The organism is Pseudonocardia aurantiaca (assembly GCF_039526725.1).
In the GTDB taxonomy this organism is placed as follows: domain Bacteria; phylum Actinomycetota; class Actinomycetes; order Mycobacteriales; family Pseudonocardiaceae; genus Pseudonocardia; species Pseudonocardia aurantiaca.
Map to the genome: position 1 here is coordinate 1 of NZ_BAAAJG010000030.1, position 22,709 is coordinate 22,709.

Below are 22,709 nucleotides of genomic sequence, written 5' to 3' on the forward strand. Positions count from 1 at the left end.
ACGTCACATGATCATTCTCCCGTGCCCCTGCCCGACATCAGCCGGCGACACGCGAAAGACACCAGCCACCTAGCGTTCCTCGGCGTGCACCCGGACCGGCAGGGCGGTGGCCTCGGCGGGCGCCTGCTCGCCGAGCGCCTCGCCCGCGCCGACGCCGACGGCCTCCCCGCGTACCTCGAGGCCTCTTCGGCGCGGAGCGTGCCCCTCTACGAACGACACGGGTTCCGCCTGCTCGGCGACCCCGTCTCCCTTCCCGACGGCCCATCGGTCCAGCCGATGTGGCGTGAACCATCCACCTCACGAGGAGAACAGCGATGACCCCGATGACCCCCACCGTCCCGTCCGTCCACCGTGATGTCGTCGCCGGGAGCGCAGCCGACTTCATGCTCGTGCGCCGCGTCGTGGCGGCCGGTTCGCAGGTCGAGATCGGCCGGGCGCTCGCGGAGGAGGCGCGGGCGGCGTACGGCTGGGCTCCCGTGCCCGCCGATCGGACGCTCGCCCGCGCCAGGAGGCGGTGGTTCGAGCGGAACTGGCCACAGCACCACGCGCGGCTGCAGGGGGCAGCGCAGGCCTGCGGCGTCGACTTCGAGGCCGACGCGTTCCACCTGGACGGCCTGACGGGCGTGCCGGACGGTTCGGCGTGCTCGGCCGCCTACTGCCCGCCGCGACAGACCGCGGAGGGCCACGCGCTCCTCGGGCGCAACTACGACTTCTTCACCACGAGCCAGGCCGCGCTCTTCGCCATGATGAGCGGCCGGCAGGTGAAGGACTCGGCGCCGCCGATGGCGTCACGCCCGTACGTGCTGGAGAGCGCGCCGGACGACGGGCCGGCCACGACGCTGCTCACGATGAGCGAGCTCGACTCGGCCATGGAGGGGGTGAACGAGCACGGGCTCGCCGTCGCGCTGCTCGTGGCCGACGGCGAGAACGTGAAGCCGCCGGTCGACGCCGGGCCGCAGGTCGGACTCGCGAGCACCCAGCTCCCGCGGTTCCTGCTCGACACCTGCGCGTCCGTCGAGGAGGCGAAGGCAGCACTCCTCGACGCGAAGCAGTACGACCTCGGCGCCGCGCTGCACTACCTGGTCGGCGACGCGACCGGCGCCGCGTTCGTGTGGGAGCACGGCGCCGGGGGCGACGAGCACGTCACCGAGTCGGACGGCGCGCTCTGCGTGACCAACCACCTGCTGCACCGCCACCGCGACGTGGCCGCACTTCCGGAGGACAACCCGGAGACGATGCTCTCCTACGGGCGCTACCGCAGCCTCCATGCGAGCACCGGCGGCGCGATGTCGGCCGACCGGTTGCGGGAGTCCCTCGACGAGATCCGCTTCGACGCGGCGACCAGTGACCCGTACCCCGTGCGCACCCTCTGGCGCACCGTTTTCGATCTGCAGGAACGCATGATGTCGGCGCACTTCTACCTTGGTGACGGCGAGGACGGGCCGCGCTACAGCGAGGAGATGGTGTTCAGCGCGGCCCGCTGAGCTTATTGCCGTCCTCGGGAGCCGCGTACCGTGGCCGCCATCCGTCGACCCCCGAGGAGATCGCATGTCGCGTGTGGCCGCCATCGACTGCGGGACGAACTCCATCCGCCTGCTCGTCGCAGATGTGACGACTGGCTCCGACGGGGCTCCCGTGCTCCGGGACGTCCACCGCGAGACCAGGATCGTGCGGCTGGGCCAGGGCGTCGACGCCACCGGAATGCTCGCCCCGGAGGCCCTGGAACGCACGCGGGCCGCGCTCGTCGACTACGCGGCGGTGATCCGCCGCAAGGGCGCCGAGCGGGTGCGGATGGTCGCCACCAGCGCCATGCGCGACGCCCGCAACCGCGAGGAGTTCTTCGCCATGGTCCGCGAGACCCTCGGCGTCGACGCGGAGGTCATCTCCGGCGACGAGGAGGCGGCACTGGCGTTCACCGGCGCGGTCGGCGACCTCGACCCGGACGACGGCCCGTTCGTCGTGACGGACGTCGGCGGTGGCTCCACCGAGCTGGTCGTGGGCACGCTCGAGGGCGCCGAGGCGATCGTCAGGGCCGCCCGTTCGGTCGACGTGGGCAGCGTCCGCATCACCGAGCGCTGCCTCCTGAGCGACCCGCCCACGCCTGAGGAGGTGGCGCAGGCCTGTGAGGTGGCAGTCGGCATCCTCGACGAGGCGTTCGACGCCGTGCCGGTGGAGGGTGTGCGCACCTGGGTGGGGGTGGCCGGCACCATCACGACGCTCGCGGCGGTGGCGCTGGGGCTGCCCGAGTACGACCCGGAGGCGGTGCACCTGTCCCGGATCTCCCGCGAGCGCCTGCATGAGGTGGCCGAGGAGCTGCTGGGCATGTCCCGCGAGGAGCGCGCGGCGCACAAGGCCATCGATCCCGGCCGCATCGACGTGATCGGCGGCGGTGCCCTCATCGTCGATCTGCTCGCCCGCGAGCTGCACGATCGTGCGGGTGTCACCGAACTCGTGGTGAGCGAGCACGACATCCTGGATGGGATCGCGCGCTCGATCGCGTGACATGCGCTCTCAGAGGCCTGCAGCCATCGACGCGAGGTGCCGGTGCATCCCCCGGTAGGCCTGCACGGGCGGCAGCAGGTTCTTCGCGACCTTGACCACCGCCGTGAAGTTGGGGTCCACCATGTTCGCGATCGGCGACTGGCTGATCTGCGTCAAAAGCTGGTAGGCGTCCATCGTGCTCAGGCCAAGGAGCTCGCGCAGCCAGCCGACCATGTCGACCTGGCCCGCGCGCCACGCATCGTCGAGCGGCCTGCCGGAACCGACCGTCATGATGTGCGTGTCGTCCTCGATCCGCGGCCAGGCGGGCGCCCCGCCCTTGATCAGCTCCACGATCACCGTCACGTTCATCGCGGCCTCGACGGCCACGCCGCAGCTCTCGCCCTCGCCCTGCCGGGCGTGCCCGTCGCCGACGGAGAAGAGCGCGCCCTCGACGTTCACCCCGAGATAGCAGGTGGCTCCGGTGCGCATCTCCGGTGTGTCCATGTTGCCGCCGAAGGTGTCCGGGACGGCGGTGGAACGCACCTCGCCCCGGGCGGGTGCCACGCCGACGGTGCCGAGCATCGGGTCCAGCGGGAGCGGGAGCCGCAGGTCCGAGTCGTGCGCGGTGAACGTGGCGGTGCGGGCCGCCGCGTCGATCTCATACACCCACGTCAGCTCGGGGAGCGGTTCCTGCAGCGTGGCCGTCCGGTCGGTCCCGGTCAGGCCGCCGAACAGCGGGAGGGTGGTGGAGACGCCCCAGTCCCTGGCCGGCTCGATCGACACGAAGTGCAGCGCCAGCGTGTCGCCCGGTTCCGCGCCGTCGACGTAGAACGGGCCGGTCTGCGGGTTCGTGTACCGGATGTCGATCAGCGCACTGGCCCGATCCTCGGTGCGCCGGAGGCGGCCCGCGAACGCGTCATCGGTCCACAGCTTCAGCACCGACCCCGGCCGGACCTTCCGGATCGGTGCCGTCCCGCCGAAGTTCCACCCGTACTCCTCGAAGCTCGGCGTGAACGCGATGACGTCCATGGTCCTCCCTGGTCTCTCCGCCGCCCGGACGGGCGGGCAGCCTTCGAACGTCCGTCATGCCTCGATGCGCGCGTAGTGAGGTGCGAACTCCAGCAACTCCTCCAGCGACCGGGCGAGCCGCAGCAGCCGGGCGTCCGTTCCGCGGCGCGCGACCAGCTGGACCCCGAGGGGCAGACCGTGCTCGCCCAGCCGCACGGGCAGGCAGACCGCCGGAGTGCCGGCGAGGCTCCACCGGGTGCAGAAGCGCGGGTCACCGTTGTCTCCAGCGGGCGGGGCCGCGCCCGTCGCGGGAGCGGTGAGGACGGCGTCGACGCCCCCGAGCGCGGCGTCCAGCGCGGGCAGCAGCTCCGCCCGGCGCGCCAGCGCCCGCTGGTAGGCCTCGGTCGTGACGGTTCCGGCGTGGTCGAGGAGGTCGCGGACCTTCTCGCCGAGCAGGTCCGGCCGGCAGATGCCCAGTTTCGCGATGCCCGCCGCGCCCTCGAACTCGGAGATCGTGCGGTGCAGCGCGAGTCCCTCCTCGCCGCACAGCGGGGTGGTCAGCTCGTGCACGTCGGCACCCGCGCCGGCGAGCAGGTCGGCGGTGTCGTCGACGGCCGACCGCATCTCCGCGCTCGTCAGCGGCCAGTCCTGCGTGCGCACCACCGCAATCCGCAGGCCTGCGGGGTCGAGTGGCGCGGGGTCGCCGGCGAAGCCGAGGCGGCCCCCGGCCATCACGTCCGCCGCGGTGCCGGCCAGCTCGACCGTGCGGGCGAAGGCACCAGCAGTGTCGAAGCTCGGCGCGAACAGCCACAGCCCGTCGGTGGGGATCGTGCCGAACGTGGGCTTGACCCCGACCACCCCGCAGTAGGCGGCGGGCCGGATCACCGAGCCGTTGGTCTGCGTGCCGATCGCCAGCGCCACCTGGCCCGCTCCGACCGCCGCCGCGGACCCGATGGACGAGCCACCCGGGCTGTATCCGTCGTGCCAGGGGTTGCGGGTCGTGCTCGCGCCGAAGTAGGCGAACTCGCTCGTCACGGTCTTCCCGACGACAACGGCACGCCACTGCTGGAGCGCGGTGACCGCCGCGGCGGTGCAGACCGCCTGTCGGGGCGGCAGTGCGGCCGTGCCGAGCCCGGTCGGCAGGCCGGCGACGTCGAACAGGTCCTTGACGCCCAGGGTGAGCGCGTCCGGCCGCTCGTCCGCAGGCCCTGGGGAGGTGCCGACGCAGGCGAAGGCCCGGGCGCGCCGATCGGTCTCCGAAACGCATTCCAGCCGCTCTGCGACGGTCGGTGCCATATCACTCACCGGAGAGGGCGAGGAAGCGCCAGCGGAGGATGATGCGTTCCACCCGCCCGATCGCCGCCAGGAGCGCGAGCGAGAGCAGCCCGACCACGATGAGATTCGCCAGCACGGTGGGCACGTCGTAGAGGCTCCCCGCGATCAGGATCGCGTGACCGAGACCTGAGTCGGACGAGATGAACTCACCGATGATCGACCCGATCAGTGCGAGTCCCGCAGTCAGCCGCAGGCCACCGCAGATGTTCGTGACTGATGACGGCAGCACCAGCAACCGGAAGATCCGGTGGGTCGGCGCTCCCATCGACCGGAGCATCCTGATCTGCAGCGGATCGGTCCCGCGGGCCCCGTCGAAGGCCAGCACCAGCGCGGTCACCACCACCGAGGCCGCCGACATCACGACCTTCGACGAGACTCCCGTGCCCGCCCAGACGATGATGATCGGGGCCAGCGCCGCGATCGGGGTGGCTCCGAGGAACGCGATCGCGGGGCGCAGCATCTGCTCCACCAGCCGGGAGTACCACAACCCGACGCCGACCGTGGCGCCGATGACGTTGCCGATCACGAAGCCGGCCAGCGCCTCGAGCGCCGTGGTGATCGCGTCGCGGACCATCGAGCCGGATGCGACCCCCCTGGCGATGGTCCGCCAGATCATCTCCGGGCTCCCGTAGAGCAGGGAGCTGACCGACCCCGCGTCCACCGCGAGCTGCCATGCGGTGAGCGCGCCGGCCAGCAGCACGAGGTCAAGCACGATCGCCAGGGCGAGCGAACGGTGCCGCCGCCCGGCGGCGTCCTCCCGGCGCGCCCCGCGCGTCCCCAGTGGCTGGACCGCCGGGGCCGCGGGCCGCGAGAGCTCCTGCTCCGTCGTCATGACTCGATCTCCTGCCAGATCGTGCGCACCAGATGCCCGAAACCCTCCGCTTCGCGGACCTCGACCGGGGCTAGACCGGTGGCGGCGAACGGGATGTCGTGCACCGCCGCGATGCGCCCCGGCCGCCCGGACATGACGAGCACGACGTCCGACACCGCGACGGCCTCGTCGATGTCGTGCGTGACCATCACCGCGGTGCCGCCCGAGCAGCGGAACACCTGCAGGAGCTCACCCTCGAGCTTGAGTTTGGTCTGGTAGTCCAGGGCGGAGAACGGCTCGTCGAGCAGCAGTAGAGCGGGTTCGGTGCTCATCGTCCGGGCGAACGCGGCGCGCTGCCGCATGCCGCCGGAGAGCTGGCACGGGTAGAAGGACCCGAAGCGCTGCAGCCCGTAGACCGGGAGCAGGTCCGCGGCCTTGGCACGGGCCACCCTGCGCGGCTCGCCCTGCGCTTCCAGGCCGAGGGCGACATTCTGTGTGACCGTGCGCCAGTCCAGCAGGAGGTCGCGCTGGAACATGTACCCGACGCGCTGCCCGCCGTCGCGGATCGTGTTGTGGACTGTGCCGGTCGCCGGCCTGCCCAGCCCCGAGATCAGGTTCAGCAGCGTGGACTTCCCGCATCCGCTCGGCCCGACGATCGACACGAAGGCGCCTTCCGGCACCTCGAAGGAGACGTCCTCCACCGCTGTGTAGTCGCCGAACCGCACGCTCACGCCGTGGAGGGCGACGGCCGGGCTCGTCGTCGTGGTGCTCACGGGCGGACGCTCACCGCCCCTGCACGCTCGACGCGGCCTGTTGCGCGAACGAGTTGTCGACGATCTGGTTGAACGGCACGTCGCAGGAGCAGTTGCCGAGCTGGCGGCCCATCGTCATCAGCGCGTTCCAGCCCGTCTCGGACACCGCCGTGGTGCTGGCGGGGATGTGGTTGTCGATCTGGCGCTGGATGGCGGCGTCGACCACGTCCGGCGGCAGGTTCGGGAACTCCTGGCGGGCCACCGCCTTGGCGTCGTCCGGGTGCTGGTACACGTGCTGAGCACCCATCTCCAACGCGGTGACCATCTTCTGCGCCACCTGAGGGTTGGCCTTCACATAGCTCCCGAGGGTTTGCAGCCCCGTGTTCGTGAACTCGCCGATCGCGTCGGCCCAGCTGTAGACCACGTGCGCACCGCTCTGGTTGACGGCCATGTCGACGTTGGGCTCGTACGCGACCGCCACGTCGGCTTGGCCCGCAAGGACCGGCCCGATCTCGGTGCCGGGCGACACGGTGCTGATCTTCACGTCGGTCGTGGGGTCGAGCCCGGCCTGCTTGAGGCTGTTGGTGAGCACGCTGTGATTGGTGTTCGGCGGCGGTGAAGTGACGAAGGTGAGGCCTTTGAACTGCGCGGGATCGGTGAACGGAGTGCTGACGTTCTTCGATACCGCGAAGTACTGGGCGCGTGATACCAGTTCCGCCAGAACGACGCCGTCGCCGCCCTTTTCCCGGGAAATTTCCGCCAGAGTTGCGTCGCCGAGCGCGAACTGGGCAGATCCTCCCAGAACGGCAGCGAACGCCTGGGAGTCACCCCCCGCGGCCGACAGGTTCAGCGTGATCCCCTGCTGCTGGAAGTACCCCTCGTGCTGGGCGACGTACAGGTCGATGTAGCCGAGGTTGTGCACCGCTTCGGCGAGGTTGACCGTGGTCGTGCCGTCGGCCGAGGTCCCGGCCGGAGCCGGGCCGGATCCGCAGCCGGCCAGTGCGAGCGCCGGGATGAGCGCCGCTGCGGTCAGCCACACACGGCGGGCCGTGCCGCGGCGTGCGGCATCCGACATCCTCCACGAAGACAACGATTCCTCCTGGGCGTTGACAAAGGAGATCCGGCGGTTCTGCATCGTTGGCCGCCGCCGGGATTCGGAGTCGATCCTGCGCACCAGGGGTTACGCGTGTCCATGGATTGTCGTGTTAAGGTCGTGTGACCGACTTGTTTCCGAGCGGCATTTTCCTGCGTGTCTTCTGGCCGCCGACATCGCCGTGAGATGTAGGTCTCAGACAGCCGTGCAGCCGATTAGTTCGCAAAACGGTGAAATGAGAACAACCCGCACCTGCGGGTGCACGTCGCAGCTGATCGCGCGCTCGATCGGGTGAACTGCGGCCTCCCGGACAGGCAAGATCATTTTTGCAGTGTCGTGTGTGGCACTATCGCTGACCGGGCAAAACAGGGGCGAGCAAGGCCCGGCCGAGGAGACGCGTGACAGGGGACGGGCCGGCGGAGGGCGCTGGCAGGGACGACAGGCGAGCCGCGGACCTACCGCCGGGTGTGGACCTGGGCCGGCCGTCGATCGCTCGCGTTTACGACTACTTCCTCGGGGGCAAGGAGCATTTCGAGATCGACCGGATGGCGGTCGCGGCGGCGTACGAGGTCATCCCGGAGCTGAGCCGGCTCGCCCACGACAACCGCAACCATCTCCGTCGCGCCATCCGCTTCCTCGTGGCCGACGCCGGCGTCCGGCAGTTCCTGGACCTCGGCTCCGGCCTGCCCACCGTCGGCAACGTCCACGACATCGCCCGCAACGTCGACCCGGCCGTGCGCGTCGTCTACGTCGACAACGACCCGCTCGTGCTGGCCCATGGACGCGCGCTGCTCAGCGACGACACGACCACCTTGGTCCTCCTGGCCGACGTGCGGGACACGGAGGCGATCTTCGACGGCCCGGAGATCCGCGGGTTCGTCGACTTCGACAAGCCGTTCGCCGTGATCGCGACGAGCATCCTGCACCAGTTCGACGACCACGAGGCCTACGCGGTGGCGGACCGGATCAAGGCCCGGCTCACGCTCGGGTCGTACGTGGTCATCAGCAACTTCCTCGACGACGACGAGCCGCGCGCGAACGCGGCCGACCGCGCCTTCCTCGCAGGCGGTCTCGGCACCGGCCGCTTCCGCAGGTGGTCGGAGCAGCGGGAGTTCTTCGAGGGCCTGGAGATGGTCGAGCCGGGCTTCGTCTACGCCAACGACTGGCGCCCCGACGAGTACACGCCCACCGACAGCCCGGTACACACGCTCTACGCCGCCGGGGTCGCCCGGAAGCCGGTCTGACGCCCCGCGGCATGACACCCCGCGGCGCAGAGCGAGGTCAGCCGCCGTCCGCCGTCACGAACGCCGACAGGTCGGCCGACTGCGCGATCCGCGACGGCTCGTGCACGTACATCATGTGCCCGGCCTCGTAGTACTTGACCTCGATCCGGTTGCGCAGCTCGGCCGGGATCGGCAGCTGGGCGAGCACCTGCTCGGCCGCGAAGTACGGCGTGGCGCCGTCGTGGTAGCCGCAGGCGACGTGCACCCGCAAATGCGGGTTGGCCCGCATCGCGGCCGACAGCTTGCCGACGACGGACACCGCGCGGCCCTCGAACTCTCTGTACGACCACGGTTGCACGCGCCCGGTCAGCACCTCGTACGCGAGGTCGCTCTCGTAGTTCAGCACGGTGCGGACGTGCGAGTTGAACGCCGCCGTGTACGGGCCGGTGATCGCAGCGATCGAGGGGTCGTAGCTGATCGCCTCGCCGCCGCCGTCGTCCTCCCAGCCGGTGAACCGCCCGTCGATCCGCCCGACGGTGCGGCCGGTGTCGCGCAGCAGCTCCCGGAAGAACCGCTGGTGCTCGATGCGCAGCCGCACCCGGCGCACGTACGCCTCGTCCAGCCCGCTCAGCTGCGCCAGCCGGGAGGCGACGCGGTCGCGGTCGGCGTCCGGGAGCCGGTTGCCGCGCGCGAGGGCCCAGGAGTACTCGCCCGCCGCGAACTCTTCGGCATCGGCGAGGACGTCCGGGAGCGACCGGCCCTCGTGCCTGCCGTGGTGGTGGGCGATCGCGGCGTACGTGGGCAGGAAGAGCGGGTAGGGCCGGTCGTTGCCCTCGGTGAAGCGGATCGTGCCCATGTCCAGCACGCTGGAGATCAGCATCAAGCCGTTGAGGAACATCCCGTGGCGGTTCTGCAGGTGCTCCGCGAGCGCGGCGGCCCGCAGCGTGCCGTACGACTCGCCCGCGAGGAACTTCGGCGACAGCCAGCGCTCATTGCGTGTGACCCACAGCCGGATCACCTCGCCGATCGTCTCCACGTCGGGCCCGTAGCCGTGGAAGTCGGCGGGCTTCCCGCCGGTCACCGCCCGCGAGTAGCCCGTGGAGACGGGGTCGATGAACACCAGGTCGGAGTCCTTGAGCAGCGTCTCTGCGTTGTCGGTCAGCCCCACGGCGGCGGCGTGAGGGCGCCCGCGTCGCCCATCACCACGCGGCGCGGGCCGAGCAGCCCGAGGTGCAGCCAGACGCTCGAGGATCCCGGGCCGCCGTTGAACGCGATCGTGACGGGACGCGTGGCCGGGTCGGCGCCGTCGAGCGTGTACGCGACGAGGAACACTTCGGCGTGCGGCTCGTGGCCGTCGAACTTGCCGTCGGTGTGCTTCTCGGTGCGGAGCACGACCCGCCCGGCGTTCGCCGTGTAGGCGAGCTCGCCGGACGGCGTGCGTAGCGTGTGGGTCGTGGTGACCAGGTCGTCGGTCGGAGCGGGTTTCTCCGCGTCGGGGGGAGCGTCGTCATCGGCCACGTTCGCAACACTAAGTGATCTCGACGCGGCCCTCGTCGACTGCCGGTCCTGCTCCCGTCTCGTGGCCTGGCGGGAGCGGGTCGCTCGGGAGAAGCGCGCGGCGTTCCGGAACGAGGAGTACTGGGGCCGGCCGGTGCCGGGGCTCGGCCCGGTGGACGCGCCGCTGCTGATCGTGGGGCTCGCGCCGGCCGCCCACGGCGCGAACCGGACGGGTCGCATGTTCACCGGCGACCGCTCCGGGGATGTGCTCTTCGCGGCCATGCACGCCGTCGGGCTGGCGAACCAGCCGGTCGCATTGCACGCGGGGGACGGGCTGGAGCTGATCGGCGCTCGGATCACCGCGCCTGTGCGCTGCGCACCGCCGGACAACAAACCCACCCCGGCCGAGCGCGACACGTGCGGTGGCTGGCTGAGGGCCGAGCTCGCCCTGCTTCGACCGCGCGCGGTCGTGGTGCTCGGCGCGTTCGGTTGGCAGGCGCTGCTCCCCGCGCTGGCCCACGCGGGCTGGACGGTTCCCCGGCCGCGTCCCCGTTTCGGTCACGGCGTGCACGTCGAGCTGGCGGGCGAACGGGGACCCCTGCACCTGTTCGGCTGCTACCACGTCAGCCAGCAGAACACCTTCACCGGCCGCCTGACGCCGGCGATGCTGGAGGACGTGCTCGCCCGCGCGGCGTACGAGGCCGGAATCACCCCCAGGAGGTAGTGGGGGTCACGCCTGCGCGGGAGTTCATCGGCGGTTGAAGTGGGAACATGAAGGCATGGCGCGAAACACCCGAATCGTCGTGGTCGGCGGCGGTTATGTCGGCATGTACACCGCCCTGCGCTTGCAGAAGAAGCTGCGGCGTGGCGAGGCCGAGGTCACCGTGATCGACCCGCAGTCGCACATGACCTACCAGCCGTTCCTCCCGGAGGCCGCGGCCGGTTCCATCGAACCCCGGCATGTGGTGGTGCCGCTGCGGAAGGTGCTCCGCAACTGCCACCACCTCACAGGGCGCGTCACGAAGATCGAGCACGCCTCCCGCGAGATCACCGTCGAGCTGGCGGCGGGCCACGTCGGCACGCTCGGCTACGACGTGCTGATCGTGGCTCCCGGCTCGGTGGCGCGCGTGCTCCCCGTACCCGGCCTCGCTGAGCGCGGCATCGCGTTCAAGACCGTCGGCGAGGCCATCTACCTGCGCAACCACGTGCTCTCGCGGCTCGACGCCGCGTCCACCACGATCGACCCGGTGCTGCGGCGCCGCCTGCTCACGTTCCTGGTGGTCGGGGGCGGTTACGCCGGCATCGAGGCGCTCGCCGAGCTGCAGGACATGGCCCGCTACGCCACCCGCTACTACGAGCACGTCGAGCCCTCGGACCTGCACTGGGTGCTCGTCGAGGCCGCCGGGCGGATCATGCCCGAGGTCGGCCCGAAGATGGGGCTCTACACCGTCGAGCGGCTGATGGAGGCGGGCATCGAGATCTTCCTCGACACCCGCGTGAAGACGATGGAGGGCGGCCACGTCGTCCTCGACGACGGCACCGAGTTCGACACCGACACGATCGTCTGGACCGCCGGTGTGAAGCCGAACCCGATGCTCGACAACACCGACCTCCCGCGTGATGAGCGCGGCCGCATCGTCTGCACCGCCGAGCTGCAGGTCGTCGGGATGCCCGGCGTGTTCAGCGCGGGCGACTGCGCCTCGGTGCCGGACCTGTCGAAGGACGACCCGGAGGCCAAGACCAGCCCGTCGGCCCAGCACGCAGTGCGCCAGGCCAAGGTTCTCGGCGACAACATCGTCGCGTTCCTGCGCGGCCGGCAGCTCACGCCGTACAAGCACAGCTACGCCGGGTCGGTGGCGAGCCTTGGGCTCTACAAGGGCGTCGCGGAGATCTACGGCATCAAGCTCCGTGGTGTGGTCGCGTGGTTGATGCACCGCACCTACCACGTCAGCCGGATGCCCACGTGGAACCGCCGGATCCGGATCGTGATCGACTGGTCCACCGCACTGTTCTTCGGGCGCGAGGTCGTGGCCCTGGGCCAGATCAACGACCCGCACGCCGAGTTCAGCCGCGTGGTCGGCGGGCCGAGGCGGTCGGAGCAGAACGGCACCGATTCCGTACCGGTTGCCGAGCCCGTGCGCCGGGGCGCCTGACGGGGAGCTGCCCCGCTGCTCTACCTTCCCCGGGTGGTCGCGGAAGCGCAGGCGGAGCGTCGCGAGCAGCTCGTCGTCGCGGCGTTCCGGCGGGTGGCCGAGGTGGGGTTCGAGGGCCTGCGACTGCGGCAGGTGGCCGAGGACGTGGGCATCGACCACTCCACGCTGCACCACCACTTCGCCACGAAACAGGACCTGATCGGCGCGGTCGCCGAGTTCACCACCCGGCAGTTCTGGACCACGTCCCCGGCCGACCCCGACCCGGCCGCCGCACTCCGCGGGCACCTGAACGCCCTCCGCCGGATGATCGACGAGCAGCCCGACCTGTTCGCCGTCACCGCCGAGCTGGACCTGCGCGCCCGCCGCGACCCGGTTGTGGCCGCCGAGCTGGCGCGTCAGGAGTCGGGTTGGCGCACCGAGCTCACCCGGCTCCTCACGGCGGGCAACGCTTCAGGCGCGTGGGCCGTCGACGTCGCAGCGGGCGTGGAGCTGGTGATCGCGGCCGTGAAGGGTGTGCGGCTCACCCCCGCCGCGGCTGGGCCGGCCTTCGAGCAGCTGGAGTCCCTGCTGCTGGGTCGCTGACGTCACCCGGCGCGATCGGGCGTCCCACGGTGAGCGCGTCGCGCAGCGCGGGGTCGAGGCCGGCGAACGCGGGGTCGGCCTGGGCGCCGACGGCGTCGAGCACCTTGCTGAAGAAGCATCGCGCCGCAGCCGCCAGCACGACGTCGAGGATCTCCGGGTCCGACATACCCAGCTGCCGCAGGCCGTCGACGTCCGCCGCCGTGACCGATGTGGCGTCGTCGACGATCTTCTCCACCAGGTCCATCGCGGCGACCTCGGCCGCGTCCAGCCCCGCGTGATCATCGCCGGTGGCGATGCCGCGCACCGCGTCCGGCGGGAGGATGCGGCCGGCGAGGATCTCGCCGTGGGCGAGCATGCAGTAGCTCGACCGCAGTCGACGGGCCGCGGCGACGGTGACGAGCTCGTAGGCGCGTTCGTCCATGCTCTGCCTGATCGCGCTGCTGAGCTGCTGCCACGCCGCGTAGACGGCGGGCCGGTGCGCAAAGGCCCTCGTGTAGTTCGCGACGTACCCGAGCCGTTCCCGGTCGGCGTCGTACATCTGCGCGACCGGGCCGCTCGCGGTCGCCTCGGGGATCGACTCGATGAACATGCTGGTCCAACCTGTCGGCTGTGGGAGTGCTGATTGAACCGGATCGGAGGCCCGCTGGTCATGCCCGGACTGCCGACACCGGACTCGATGATCCGTAGGCTGTCCGGGCGCCCTCGTAGCCCAACCGGCAGAGGCAGGCCCCTTAAAAGGGTCCCAGTGTGGGTTCGAATCCCACCGAGGGCACCATCTGCTGATCTGCAGAATCGCCCCCTGACCAGCAGGTTTGCTGGGCGATCTTGTGGTGTCCGGTGGTGTGCGGTTGGGGCCGGTGTTTGGCGGGTGGCTGCGCTGAATACCCGCTGAAGTTAGGCGGGCGGTTCTCCGGCCCCGAGCGCCGTGGCGATCCGCTGCAGCGCCACGGCCTCCTGTCCCGCGATGCACTTCGCGTAGATCTGGAGCAGCGCGGGTCAGACCCTCGTCGTTGCGGCAGGTGCGCGGACTCGCCCGCGCTCGGCTCCGGACGTTCCTCGATGCGGGCAGCGGTGGATCTCCTCACGGAGTCTTCGTGAGTTCGCCGCTTACCTGCCACTCCCCATGCCACGGGAGTAACAGCCGTCAGAGTGAAAAAGATTGACTGAGTTTGAGCTGCCGCAGCTAATTATTCGCGTTATCCAGCTTTCGGTTGCGATACGCGGACTGTTTACACGCGTCAGAACAGTACTTCCGCCGGCGACCGTTCCCTGTCCCGCTCCCAAGGATGCACGGGCAATATCCACACGTCGGCGGGCGCCAGTCCGGCAGGATGCCGGGATCTGACCAACTGTCATGGATCGGGCAATACGCCAACGACGGTAACTGTGTTACCTTCGCGTCCGCTGGCCCGAAAGCTGAAAGAAGCCGCTGCCGGAGTTCCCGCACGTCAGGAAGGAGGTCCTCCGCGACGAGCCCCTCCGCATCAAGCGCCGCGTTCATCTTCGTCGTCATGGCATCGAGCAGCTGAATTACGCGCCCACGCGTGACGCCAAACACCTCGCCGATCTCATGGTAGGTCCTGGGTTGCCTGTCCTGGACCCCATACCGCAGGAGAAAGAGTGACTGCTCCCGCTTGCTGAAGCTGTTGACCAGCACCGACACGACTCGGTTGAGCGCATCCTCCGACATGCCCGAACGGGCTGTCGGGTCGCGGAACACATGCCGCCGCCCGCTCACACCGACTCCTCCTCCGCCCCGGGCTCGGCCAGGGCCTGTGGCTCGCCAACCACGTTGATCCCCGGCCACGGGAAGCGCACCCGGCGCGCGTAGGGCAGTTGCTCAACGAGCCGGCGGAAGACAGCCACTGACTCCTTCCACACGGTTGGGACATCCTCCGGCTTGGCCTGGCACAGCGCAACGATCACGACGGCCGCGAAGGCTGCCACCAGGAAGAAGAACGGTGATAGCAGCAGGAGCACAGTCGACGGGGACACGGACCGACCTCCGGGCATGACGAGCACCCCCGTCGCAGCGAGGCGGCGGAGGTGCATTGGGTGAGGGAACAAAAAAGCCCCCAGCCGAGCGGCTGAGGGCTTGAATGGACACACGACTGTCCGAACTCAACCACCCTAGCATGATCGGGACACGAGGCCAAATGCAGGTGTTTCCACAGGTCAGAGGCTCGGTGCGGAACTGTCAGGGGTTTCGTAACAGGCACGCATCGGGGGCGGGTGCGGCTCCCCTAGCGTTTAGAGGGCGATGTCCTTCAACTGTCGATCCATCTCCCCGTGCTAGTCGACGTAGGCACTCAGTCAGTCGTGAGCGGCTTCGCGCTCTCGGCCTGAGACTCGTCCGTAGTCTGTCGCAGGTTCAGGGCCTCATCGGCGCCGGTGGACTCGGCTGGGCGCGGTTGGGGGCCACGTTCGGGCAGGCGCACCGCGGCCGTGAGGCGGTCAACGGGCCGGCACCAGCGCGGCACCACGACCGGGCCGGGCCCGAGCAGGGCGCCCGACGCGTGCAGGCGGGCTAGGGTGCCATCCAACATCCGCAGCCGCCGCGGTGTCGGGTCGGTGGTGCACAACTCCCACAGCCCGGGGCGGTGCGGGCGCTGGGGAACGCCGACGATCAACACCCGGAACGCGGCGCCGTTGACCTCCTCTCGGGTGCTCCAGCGCGCGAGACGCGCCAGGTCGTACAGCTCGCGGCCAAAAGCACGGGCGGCGGCGCGGCGGGTGATCCACCGCCGCGCCGGGCCGAGGTCGTCAGCGGCGCGGGCCAGCTCGCCGAGCAGTTCGATGTCACCAGGGAGCCCATCCTCGGAGAGCTTGCGGACGCGCGGGAATGGACGCCACGGCTGCTGTCCACGGCTGGCGTCGATCGTCAGTCTGACGTGGCCGAGCAACGGGGCGATGATGCGCATGATCGTGTGACGCGCGTCCTCGCGGGTCTTGGCGCGTGCCTGCCGGACGCTGACTGCGCGGGCGACGATGAACGACGCGATCGTAGCGATGGTGGCCGACGTGGCGGCAGTGGCGAGGTTGACGTCGCCCAGGATCCTCACACGCGTGAGGATGGCGGACCGACTTCCGGTGTTTGCGCCGGGGCTTCTCCACGCAACCTTCCTCGGGGCGCAGCCACCTCCCAACCGTCGCATCTGCAGAACGCACGTGCTCGCTGCCGGGGCATCACGCATCGCGACCTGGGTTGCAGGCTGCGGCGTGCCGTCCTGATCGCGCGGTCGCCGACCTTGAAAGCGAGAGACGTTCGCGCGGGCTCGTGCCAAATGAGTGTCCAGAGCTGCCTCAGGGGCGTGATAGATGCGCTCCGCCGCTGGTCAGGGCATGTACGCCCCCTAGGGCGGCGCTCCACTGTAAATCCGGTGCCTCATGCCGTTCCGTTGCCGCATTTGCCTCTAGGTCCATCAAGAGCGCCGCCTCCGACGGCGCGCGGGCCGGGCGGCTACGGATCTTGCGGCCGACGTTCCTCGTTTACTCGTACACGGGGAAGGCACAGCTCGAGACGAGCGTTGTCTAGGAACTCCCAACGAAGCGTTCTATACTCAGTTTTCCATTCGCCGATCGTTTTGTCTGGATGGGTTCGGCCGGTTGGTGTCCCGCCACCGCGAACATGCCTCCAGATCTTCTCGGCATCTTGCATCGTGTGCCTGTCGACAGTCAGGCGCAGAGTATCGAGGGCAACTTGGCCTTCGGATGAAGAGATCGAACGTAATAGCTGTCGCCGTTGATCGGCATCGGCCTGATCTCGATAAGCGGTGCTTACGCCCTCGTAAACTTTGTGGACCGCGCCGAGAAACGTCGCGCATGCCTGCCGTTTCAGGCCCGCGGCGCGCTCTGACCGCTCGCGCATGTATGCAGCACGTTGAGTGAGAAATGTGACAACTGCGCCGATTATCGTACCGATTAGTGTTCCAGCTACGCCAATTATCGCCGCATCCACGCCGCAACGTTAGCGCAACAGGATGATCATCCCTCGTCCTACATCGTCCACGTCGTGCCGGCCGCATCAAGGGCGGTTACGCCGTCGCTGCGCGATGCCTGCGGCTCCCTTGACCCGACCGACACGACGAGGAACGCGGCATGGAGGAGGGAGCCGGAGGGGAGTAGGCACCTGGGGCGAGCGGACTGGCTGGATCGGCGGGGGAGCGTCAAGGTGGCGTTGACAGTGGATCGCCGGAGGCCAGACCGACCGCCCGCGTGCCAAATACGCGCCAAAGTTCGAGGCAGCGTGATCTTGGAGGACACGTAGCGGCAGGTCAGAGGCATGATCACGGCGGGAGAGCGGCTCCCCTTAAAAGGGTCCCAGTGTGGGTTCGAATCGTCGCCCTGCCGGGCGAGGCGGGGCCTTGTCAGCTGGCGAACTTCTCGATGGCAGCTGGGGTGACGGGGGTGAAGAAGTTGACGAGGTTGCCGTCGGGGTCGCGGAACAAGAGCGCGCGGTTGCCCCAGGGCATCGTGGTGGGTTCGTTGACGAATTCCTCCACGAAGCCGGTCAGGTTCTGGTGCACGGTGTCCACGTCGTCGACAAGGAACTCGATGATGACGCTGCGGTTGTCGGCCGGGTGGGCGGAGCCAGGCGCGAACAGAGGGACGGTGCGGGTGCTGGCGATCGCGAGGGTGGCGGAGGCGGTCCTGAGCTCAGCGAAGTCCTCGTTGGCCCAGCTCGCCCGCTCTGCGGTGGCGCGCTCGTAGAAGTCGACGAGGCGGGCGACGTCGCCGGTGATGATGCGGATCGAGACGAAGTCCATGGGTTCTCTCCTGGTCGGTTGGTGCTTGTGACCGCACGCTACGAGGTATACCGGGCAGAACCCGCCCGGTATCTGCGGAAGACTTCTGGGTATGTCCCGACCCATTGCTCGCGTGCTCACCCTGCTGGAGCTCCTGCAGTCGGGAGGTATCCGGACTGTGGCCGAACTTGCCGACCGGCTCGACGTGGACGAGCGCACGGTGCGGCGGTACGTCGACCACCTCATCGACCTCGACGTGCCCGTCGAGTCGGTGCGCGGCCGCTACGGCGGCTACCGGCTCGCCTCCGGATACCGCATGCCTCCGCTCATGCTGAGCGACGACGAAGCGCTCGCCGTGCTGCTCGGCCTGGTCGCAGGCCGCCGAGCCGGCTTGATGACGGCCACGGGCACGGCGAGCGAGACGGCAGCGGCGAAGATCCGGCGGGTGCTGCCCGAGCGGCTCGGCCGCAGACTCGACGCCGTGCTCGGCTCCATCGCCTTCACAGCTCCAGCCGGTGAGCCAACCGCCCCGGAGACCGCAGTCCTGCTCTCGATCGCCGACGCGGTGCGCCACCACCGGCCGGTCTCGATCCGGCACACCGCCGCCGACGGCCGGCACAGCGAACGCACGCTGCACCCGTACGGGCTCGTCGCCCACTCGGGCAGGTGGTACGTGACGGGTGCCGATCCCGCGATCGGCGAAGGCCGGACGTTCCGGCTGGATCGCATCGCCAGTGCGAGGACCCTGCCCGGCTCGTTCGAGCCGCCGGACGGACTCGACCCGGCGGACCGATTCCTGACGGGGCTCGCCACCACTCCGTACCGGCACGAGGTGACTCTGCGGGTCCAGGGGACTGCCGAGCAGATCCGCACCCGGCTTCCCGCCAGCATCGCGATCGTGGCGGAGTCGCCGTCGGCGAGCAGCGCAGACTCGGACACCAGGCACTGGTCCCGCGTCGAACTGCGGGCGGAACGGCTCGACTGGCTGCCCGCCGTGCTCGCGTCGCTGGACCTGCCGTTCGTCATCGAGCGACCGGACGAGCTCCGTGACCTCGTTGTGGCACTCGCCAGCCGGCTCACGCATTCGGCCCGACGAAGTTCACCCCGCGTAGGCCCAGGACTCGGTAGGTAGCGGCAAGGCCCCGTCTCGGTCAGCCCCGAACCCCTGCAGCAGTGATTCAGCCGGTCTGCCAGCAGCTGTCGCTTGAACAAGTGCATGACGGCTGTGACAGGCGTCGACGTCGCTGAAACGGCTTCGGGGCCGGCCTAGCCGGGCCGCGGGACGGTGGCCGGGCTGCCGGGCAGGACGCGGTCGAGCTGGCTGCGTGAGGTGATGCCGAGCTTGGCGAACACCTTGCGCAAGTGGTACTGGACGGTGTGTGCGCTGATGAAGAGGCGGGTGCCGATCTCCGGGTTCGACAGTCCGTCGCGGGCCAGCCGGGCGATCTGAGCCTCTTGGGCAGTAAGTTCCCCACGCCCGGCGGCCGGGGTGCGTTTGTGGGCGGTCTCGCCGGTGGCCCGCAGTTCGCGCCTGGCCCGCTCGGCGAACGCGCCTACGCCCATTGCCTCGAGCATGCCGTGGGCCGTGCGCAGTTGCTCGCGTGCCTCGCTGCGGCGGCGCTCCCGGCGCAGCCATTCCCCGTACAGCAGATGGGCGCGGGCGAGATCGACGCGGAGCCGGGTCTTGCCGAAGCGGGCGATCGACTCGCGGTAGAGACGCTCGGCTGCGTCGCCCTGGCTCATCAGCGCGTGCGACCGCGCCTCGGCCCCCAGCGCCCAATCGGTGCCGCCGGCACTGGTCATCTCGTTGAGCCGGCGGTAGGCCCTGGTCACGGTCTCGGTCATCCCGCAGCGTGCGGCGGCCTCGATCAGCTCGACCAACGACCAGCACAGCGCGGCAGGCTCCTTGTCGTAGGCGGTGGCACGCCGGCCCGCGGCCGCGGCCTTCTCGTAATGGCCGAGGCCGTTGTTGACCACGGCGTTCGCCCACTCGGCGAAGGTGATCCCGATTCCCTCCCCGCGCCTGGTCACGTCCTCGATGGTGGCGTCGACCAGGACAGCCGCCCCGGCCTCGTCGCCCCGCAACGCGGCCAGGCCCAGTGCGCCGTAGGGCGCGAGGCGGCTCCCGGTTGCTTCCTTGACCGCCTGCAGCTCGTCGGTCAGCGACGCCGCCGCGGTCAGGTCACCTGCGAACAGCAGCATGTACGTGCGCGCGGTGAGAGCCAGCGGAAGTTCACCGAGCGCACCGGTCTCTCGCGCGCGCTGGACGTATCGGGCGGAGAGCACGTCCCAACGATCGTCGTCCCAGGTGCGAATGGCCGTGATGCACGCCAGAAACATCCGGCGCAGCTCCTCTTCGACGGACATTCCGGCACCGAACTGGGCCAGGGCGCTGCGCAGTATCGGGACTCCCGCCGCATATCCCACATGAAGGCCCGCTGCCGTGCCATCGAGAAGGAGATCGGGGGCGCGCGGGGCGCGCCGCGGAGGCGGTGCCGCGCTGGCTGCGCGGGCCACCTCCATGACGTCATCGCCGGGGCCCGCCAGGCGTCCGGCGAAGATCGCGGCAAGCAGCGCGTCCAGGTAGGTCGCGCGGGAAAGATCAGCGTCGATGGGCTCGAGTCGCCTGGCTGCCTTCAGCAGCAGGGCCGCAGCATCACTGCCCCGGCTGGTGTTGAACGCGAGCCGGGCCCGCATCACGTCGACGCTTGCCTGCTGGACGTCGCTGAGCGGCCCGGATTCGGCCATGGCCAGCAGGTCCCGCGCCACGTCGAAGACGCCCGCCTGGATCTTCGCCTGCGCGGCGGCCAGCGCCCGCCCGGCCCGTTGCTCTGGGTCGAGCGTCAGCGTCGCGGCTTGCTTCAGGAATGCGGCTGCCGCGGCCAGACCGCCGCGCGCCTGTGCCCGCCCGGCCGAGCGTTCGAGCTCGGCGGCGATGTCCTTGTCCGGCCCTGGCGAGGCCTGTGCCCGGTGCCATGCACGCCGGTCGGGATCGAGCCGCTGATCGGTGACCTCGGCCAAGGCCCGGTGAGCCTCCTGTCTGTCCTGAACCGGCGCCGACCGGTAGGCCGCCGAGCGGGCCAGCGGATGCCGGAACCGCACTCGAGTGCCGAACTCCGCCAGGCCGGCGTCGGCCGCGGGTGCCGCTGCGTCGGCGCCGATCCCGAACCGCCCGACGGCTCGCCACACAAGCGCCGGGTCGCCGGTCGGGTCGGCCGCGGCAAGCAACAGCAGCCGCTGGGTCTGGTGCGGAAGCGCGCTGACTCGCCGCCGAAAGCTCTCCTCGATGCTGCCCTCGAGTGGTACCGCGCCGGGGAGTCCGAACCCGCCGGCCAGCTCCGCCAAGGTCAAGCCCTTCGGTAGCTCCAGCAGCGCCAAAGGGTTACCCCGCGTCTCGGCGACGATCTGGTCCCGGACGCGCCCATCGATCGGCCCGGTCAGCACCGAATCCAGCAGCGCCCGCGCATCGGCCTCTCGGAGACCGCGGACCACCAGATCCGGCAACCCCGCCAGGTCGCCACTCGGAACCCGGGCCGCGAAGACCAAGCCGACCGATTCCGCCCCCAGACGGCGGGCAGCGAAGGCGAGGCCCTGCGCCGAGGCGTGGTCGAGCCACTGCTCGTCATCGACCAGGCATACCAGCGGCTGCTGCTCGGCGACGTGGGACAGCAGGCTCAGCACGGCCAGTCCGATCAGGAAGCGGTCCGGCGCCTGCCCGGCACTCATGCCGAACGCCGTCCGCAGTGCATCACGCTGCGGCAGCGGCAGGGCCTCCAGCCGATCCAGCATCGGCGCACACAACTGATGCAGCCCGGCGAACGCCAGCTGCATCTCCGACTGGACGCCGGCGGCGCGCATCACCGTGCAGCCCGGCGCGTGCCCGGTCAGGTACTCCAGCAGCGCCGTCTTGCCCACGCCTGGCTCACCATGCAGCACCAAAGCCTGGCTTTCACCGGCGCGGACAGCGTCGACCAGCCGGTCGAGCGCCACGCACTCGGTGTGGCGACCGGCCAGCTCCGGGCTGCACCGCCACATCGGTGAGCTTCCGGACAGCTGCACGTCACCCACGTTATCCCTCTGGCCAGCGCACTACCCATGACGGCAAGCCACCAGGGGATACGACCACGGCGCGGCCGGCCGGAAGCTCCACCCCAGCGCCTGAAGCCCTTCAGCCGAAGGGCAACAGGGCGACTGTCCGTCACCGTTACGCCGCCAATGCACCCGCGGCCACACACCTACCCGCGCGAGAGCCCGCGGCTTCCTGGAAGGAACACCCTGATGACCGGACCCCTGCACGACCAGACCGTGCTGGTCATCGGACGGGGCAGCGGGTTGGCTCGCGCCGTCACCCTCGCCGCCCGTGACGCCGGAGCGCGCGTCATCGCCGCCGGCCGCAACCAGGAGACCCTGGCCGCCGCCTACGCCGGCGAGCCCTGCATCACCACCGAACGCGTCGACCTCACCGACGAGACCTCCATCGCTGCTCTCGGCGAACGGCTCAGCGTGGTCGACCACGTGGTGTCCACGGCGTCGGCGCGCGCCCGCGGCCGAGTCGCCGACCTGGAGCGGGACGCGATCCGGCGGTCGTTCGACACCAAGGTGATCGGCCCGCTCATGCTGGCCAAGCACCTGGCACCTCGGATGCCGGCCGACGGATCGATCGTGATCTTCTCCGGTGTCGCCGCCTCGAAGATCGCGGTCGGGACCCTGGGTGTTGCCATCACCAACGGCGCCGCCGACGTGCTGGCCCGCTCCCTGGCCCTGGAACTGGCCCCGATCCGGGTCAACGCCGTCTCCCCCGGCGTGATCGACACCGGCGCCTGGGACGGCTTCGGCGAGCAGGGCAAGGCGGACTACTTCGCCGACATCAGCGCCCGCAACCCCGCCCGGCGGATCGGGACCGTCGACGACATCGCGAACGGGGTCATGTTCGCCCTGACCAGCACCTTCCTCACCGGCCAGACCTTGCACATCGACGGCGGCGAGCCACTCACCTGACACCTCCGGACCCGCGCCGCGATCCGGTCCG

Annotated in this window: 20 protein-coding genes, 1 tRNA gene and 1 pseudogene; 10 read left to right on the forward strand and 12 right to left on the reverse strand. The window is 70.1% G+C overall.

Going from position 1 to position 22,709, the window contains the following annotated elements:
- Positions 1 to 84 precede the first annotated feature (84 nt).
- The 3 genes from ABD143_RS37800 to ABD143_RS37810 all read left to right on the forward strand — a co-directional run bounded on the left by ABD143_RS37800 (position 85) and on the right by ABD143_RS37810 (position 2,502).
- Positions 85 to 318 (forward strand): GNAT family N-acetyltransferase, encoded by a 234-nt coding sequence (locus ABD143_RS37800; protein WP_343988729.1) that lies wholly within the window; start codon positions 85 to 87, stop codon positions 316 to 318.
- Positions 315 to 1,484, forward strand: a complete 1,170-nt coding sequence (locus ABD143_RS37805) for a C45 family autoproteolytic acyltransferase/hydrolase (RefSeq protein ID WP_343988611.1) — start codon at positions 315 to 317, stop codon at positions 1,482 to 1,484. Before ABD143_RS37800 ends, ABD143_RS37805 begins: the two co-directional genes overlap by 4 nt.
- A 64-nt stretch (positions 1,485 to 1,548) precedes the next feature.
- A complete protein-coding gene (locus tag ABD143_RS37810; RefSeq protein WP_343988614.1) occupies positions 1,549 to 2,502 on the forward strand; it encodes a Ppx/GppA phosphatase family protein in 954 nt (317 codons plus the stop codon).
- 9 nt (positions 2,503 to 2,511) lie between these two features.
- Here ABD143_RS37810 and ABD143_RS37815 read toward each other — a convergent pair whose 3' ends face one another.
- From ABD143_RS37815 to ABD143_RS37835, 5 genes are read right to left on the reverse strand one after another with little or no spacing between them, the layout of a single operon-like run.
- Positions 2,512 to 3,510, reverse strand: coding sequence for an acetamidase/formamidase family protein (locus ABD143_RS37815; RefSeq protein WP_343988617.1), 999 nt, complete (start codon positions 3,508 to 3,510; stop codon positions 2,512 to 2,514).
- Positions 3,511 to 3,564: 54 nt separating this feature from the next.
- A complete protein-coding gene (locus tag ABD143_RS37820) occupies positions 3,565 to 4,785 on the reverse strand; it encodes an amidase (RefSeq protein ID WP_343988620.1) in 1,221 nt (406 codons plus the stop codon).
- 1 nt (position 4,786) lies between these two features.
- Positions 4,787 to 5,656, reverse strand: a complete 870-nt coding sequence (locus tag ABD143_RS37825; protein WP_343988623.1) for an ABC transporter permease — start codon at positions 5,654 to 5,656, stop codon at positions 4,787 to 4,789.
- Complete coding sequence (locus ABD143_RS37830; protein ID WP_343988626.1) at positions 5,653 to 6,408, reverse strand: ABC transporter ATP-binding protein; 756 nt, start codon at positions 6,406 to 6,408, stop codon at positions 5,653 to 5,655. Before ABD143_RS37830 ends, ABD143_RS37825 begins: the two co-directional genes overlap by 4 nt.
- A 10-nt stretch (positions 6,409 to 6,418) precedes the next feature.
- Positions 6,419 to 7,309 carry an ABC transporter substrate-binding protein gene (locus ABD143_RS37835; protein ID WP_343988629.1) on the reverse strand — a complete coding sequence of 297 codons (891 nt, stop codon included), beginning with the start codon at positions 7,307 to 7,309 and terminating at the stop codon, positions 6,419 to 6,421.
- A 569-nt stretch (positions 7,310 to 7,878) separates the two neighbouring features.
- Here ABD143_RS37835 and ABD143_RS37840 point away from each other — a divergent pair.
- A complete protein-coding gene (locus ABD143_RS37840) occupies positions 7,879 to 8,724 on the forward strand; it encodes an SAM-dependent methyltransferase (protein ID WP_343988632.1) in 846 nt (281 codons plus the stop codon).
- Positions 8,725 to 8,761: 37 nt separating this feature from the next.
- On the opposite strand, the pseudogene ABD143_RS37845 reads toward ABD143_RS37840, so the two are convergent.
- Positions 8,762 to 10,221: pseudogene (locus ABD143_RS37845) on the reverse strand (S10 family peptidase).
- Between the two features lie 61 nt (positions 10,222 to 10,282).
- Here ABD143_RS37845 and ABD143_RS37850 point away from each other — a divergent pair.
- Genes ABD143_RS37850 through ABD143_RS37860 form a run of 3 tightly spaced genes read left to right on the forward strand, consistent with a single transcriptional unit; the run spans position 10,283 to position 12,935 of the window.
- Positions 10,283 to 10,924, forward strand: a complete 642-nt coding sequence (locus tag ABD143_RS37850; protein WP_343988635.1) for a uracil-DNA glycosylase — start codon at positions 10,283 to 10,285, stop codon at positions 10,922 to 10,924.
- A gap of 55 nt (positions 10,925 to 10,979) precedes the next feature.
- Positions 10,980 to 12,353: an NAD(P)/FAD-dependent oxidoreductase gene (locus tag ABD143_RS37855; RefSeq protein ID WP_343988638.1), complete on the forward strand. Its 1,374-nt coding sequence runs from the start codon at positions 10,980 to 10,982 to the stop codon at positions 12,351 to 12,353.
- A gap of 33 nt (positions 12,354 to 12,386) precedes the next feature.
- Positions 12,387 to 12,935, forward strand: coding sequence for a TetR/AcrR family transcriptional regulator (locus tag ABD143_RS37860; RefSeq protein ID WP_343988641.1), 549 nt, complete (start codon positions 12,387 to 12,389; stop codon positions 12,933 to 12,935).
- On the opposite strand, the gene ABD143_RS37865 is transcribed toward ABD143_RS37860, so the two are convergent.
- Positions 12,874 to 13,524, reverse strand: coding sequence for a carboxymuconolactone decarboxylase family protein (locus ABD143_RS37865; protein ID WP_343988643.1), 651 nt, complete (start codon positions 13,522 to 13,524; stop codon positions 12,874 to 12,876). The two genes, ABD143_RS37860 and ABD143_RS37865, sit on opposite strands and share 62 nt — an antisense overlap.
- A 109-nt stretch (positions 13,525 to 13,633) precedes the next feature.
- On the opposite strand from ABD143_RS37865, the gene ABD143_RS37870 reads away from it, so the two are divergent.
- Positions 13,634 to 13,710 (forward strand) — tRNA-Leu (locus tag ABD143_RS37870).
- A 408-nt stretch (positions 13,711 to 14,118) separates the two neighbouring features.
- Here ABD143_RS37870 and ABD143_RS37875 read toward each other — a convergent pair.
- The 4 genes from ABD143_RS37875 to ABD143_RS37890 form a co-directional block, all read right to left on the reverse strand.
- Complete coding sequence (locus ABD143_RS37875) at positions 14,119 to 14,673, reverse strand: sigma factor-like helix-turn-helix DNA-binding protein (RefSeq protein WP_343988645.1); 555 nt, start codon at positions 14,671 to 14,673, stop codon at positions 14,119 to 14,121.
- Complete coding sequence (locus ABD143_RS37880) at positions 14,670 to 14,930, reverse strand: hypothetical protein (protein ID WP_343988648.1); 261 nt, start codon at positions 14,928 to 14,930, stop codon at positions 14,670 to 14,672. The genes ABD143_RS37875 and ABD143_RS37880 overlap by 4 nt, the downstream gene beginning before the upstream one ends.
- Positions 14,931 to 15,244: 314 nt before the next feature.
- A complete protein-coding gene (locus tag ABD143_RS37885) occupies positions 15,245 to 15,997 on the reverse strand; it encodes a hypothetical protein (RefSeq protein ID WP_343988651.1) in 753 nt (250 codons plus the stop codon).
- Between the two features lie 1,305 nt (positions 15,998 to 17,302).
- Positions 17,303 to 17,701: a VOC family protein gene (locus ABD143_RS37890; protein ID WP_343988654.1), complete on the reverse strand. Its 399-nt coding sequence runs from the start codon at positions 17,699 to 17,701 to the stop codon at positions 17,303 to 17,305.
- 91 nt (positions 17,702 to 17,792) lie between these two features.
- Here ABD143_RS37890 and ABD143_RS37895 point away from each other — a divergent pair, with 91 nt between their 5' ends.
- Entirely contained in the window at positions 17,793 to 18,812 is a 1,020-nt protein-coding gene (locus ABD143_RS37895; protein WP_343988658.1) for a helix-turn-helix transcriptional regulator, read from the forward strand.
- A 134-nt stretch (positions 18,813 to 18,946) separates the two neighbouring features.
- On the opposite strand, the gene ABD143_RS37900 is transcribed toward ABD143_RS37895, so the two are convergent.
- Positions 18,947 to 21,739, reverse strand: coding sequence for an ATP-binding protein (locus ABD143_RS37900; protein ID WP_343988661.1), 2,793 nt, complete (start codon positions 21,737 to 21,739; stop codon positions 18,947 to 18,949).
- Between the two features lie 219 nt (positions 21,740 to 21,958).
- Between ABD143_RS37900 and ABD143_RS37905 the strand changes: the two genes are divergently transcribed.
- Positions 21,959 to 22,678, forward strand: coding sequence for an SDR family oxidoreductase (locus tag ABD143_RS37905; protein WP_343988664.1), 720 nt, complete (start codon positions 21,959 to 21,961; stop codon positions 22,676 to 22,678).
- Positions 22,679 to 22,709: the final 31 nt, after the last annotated feature.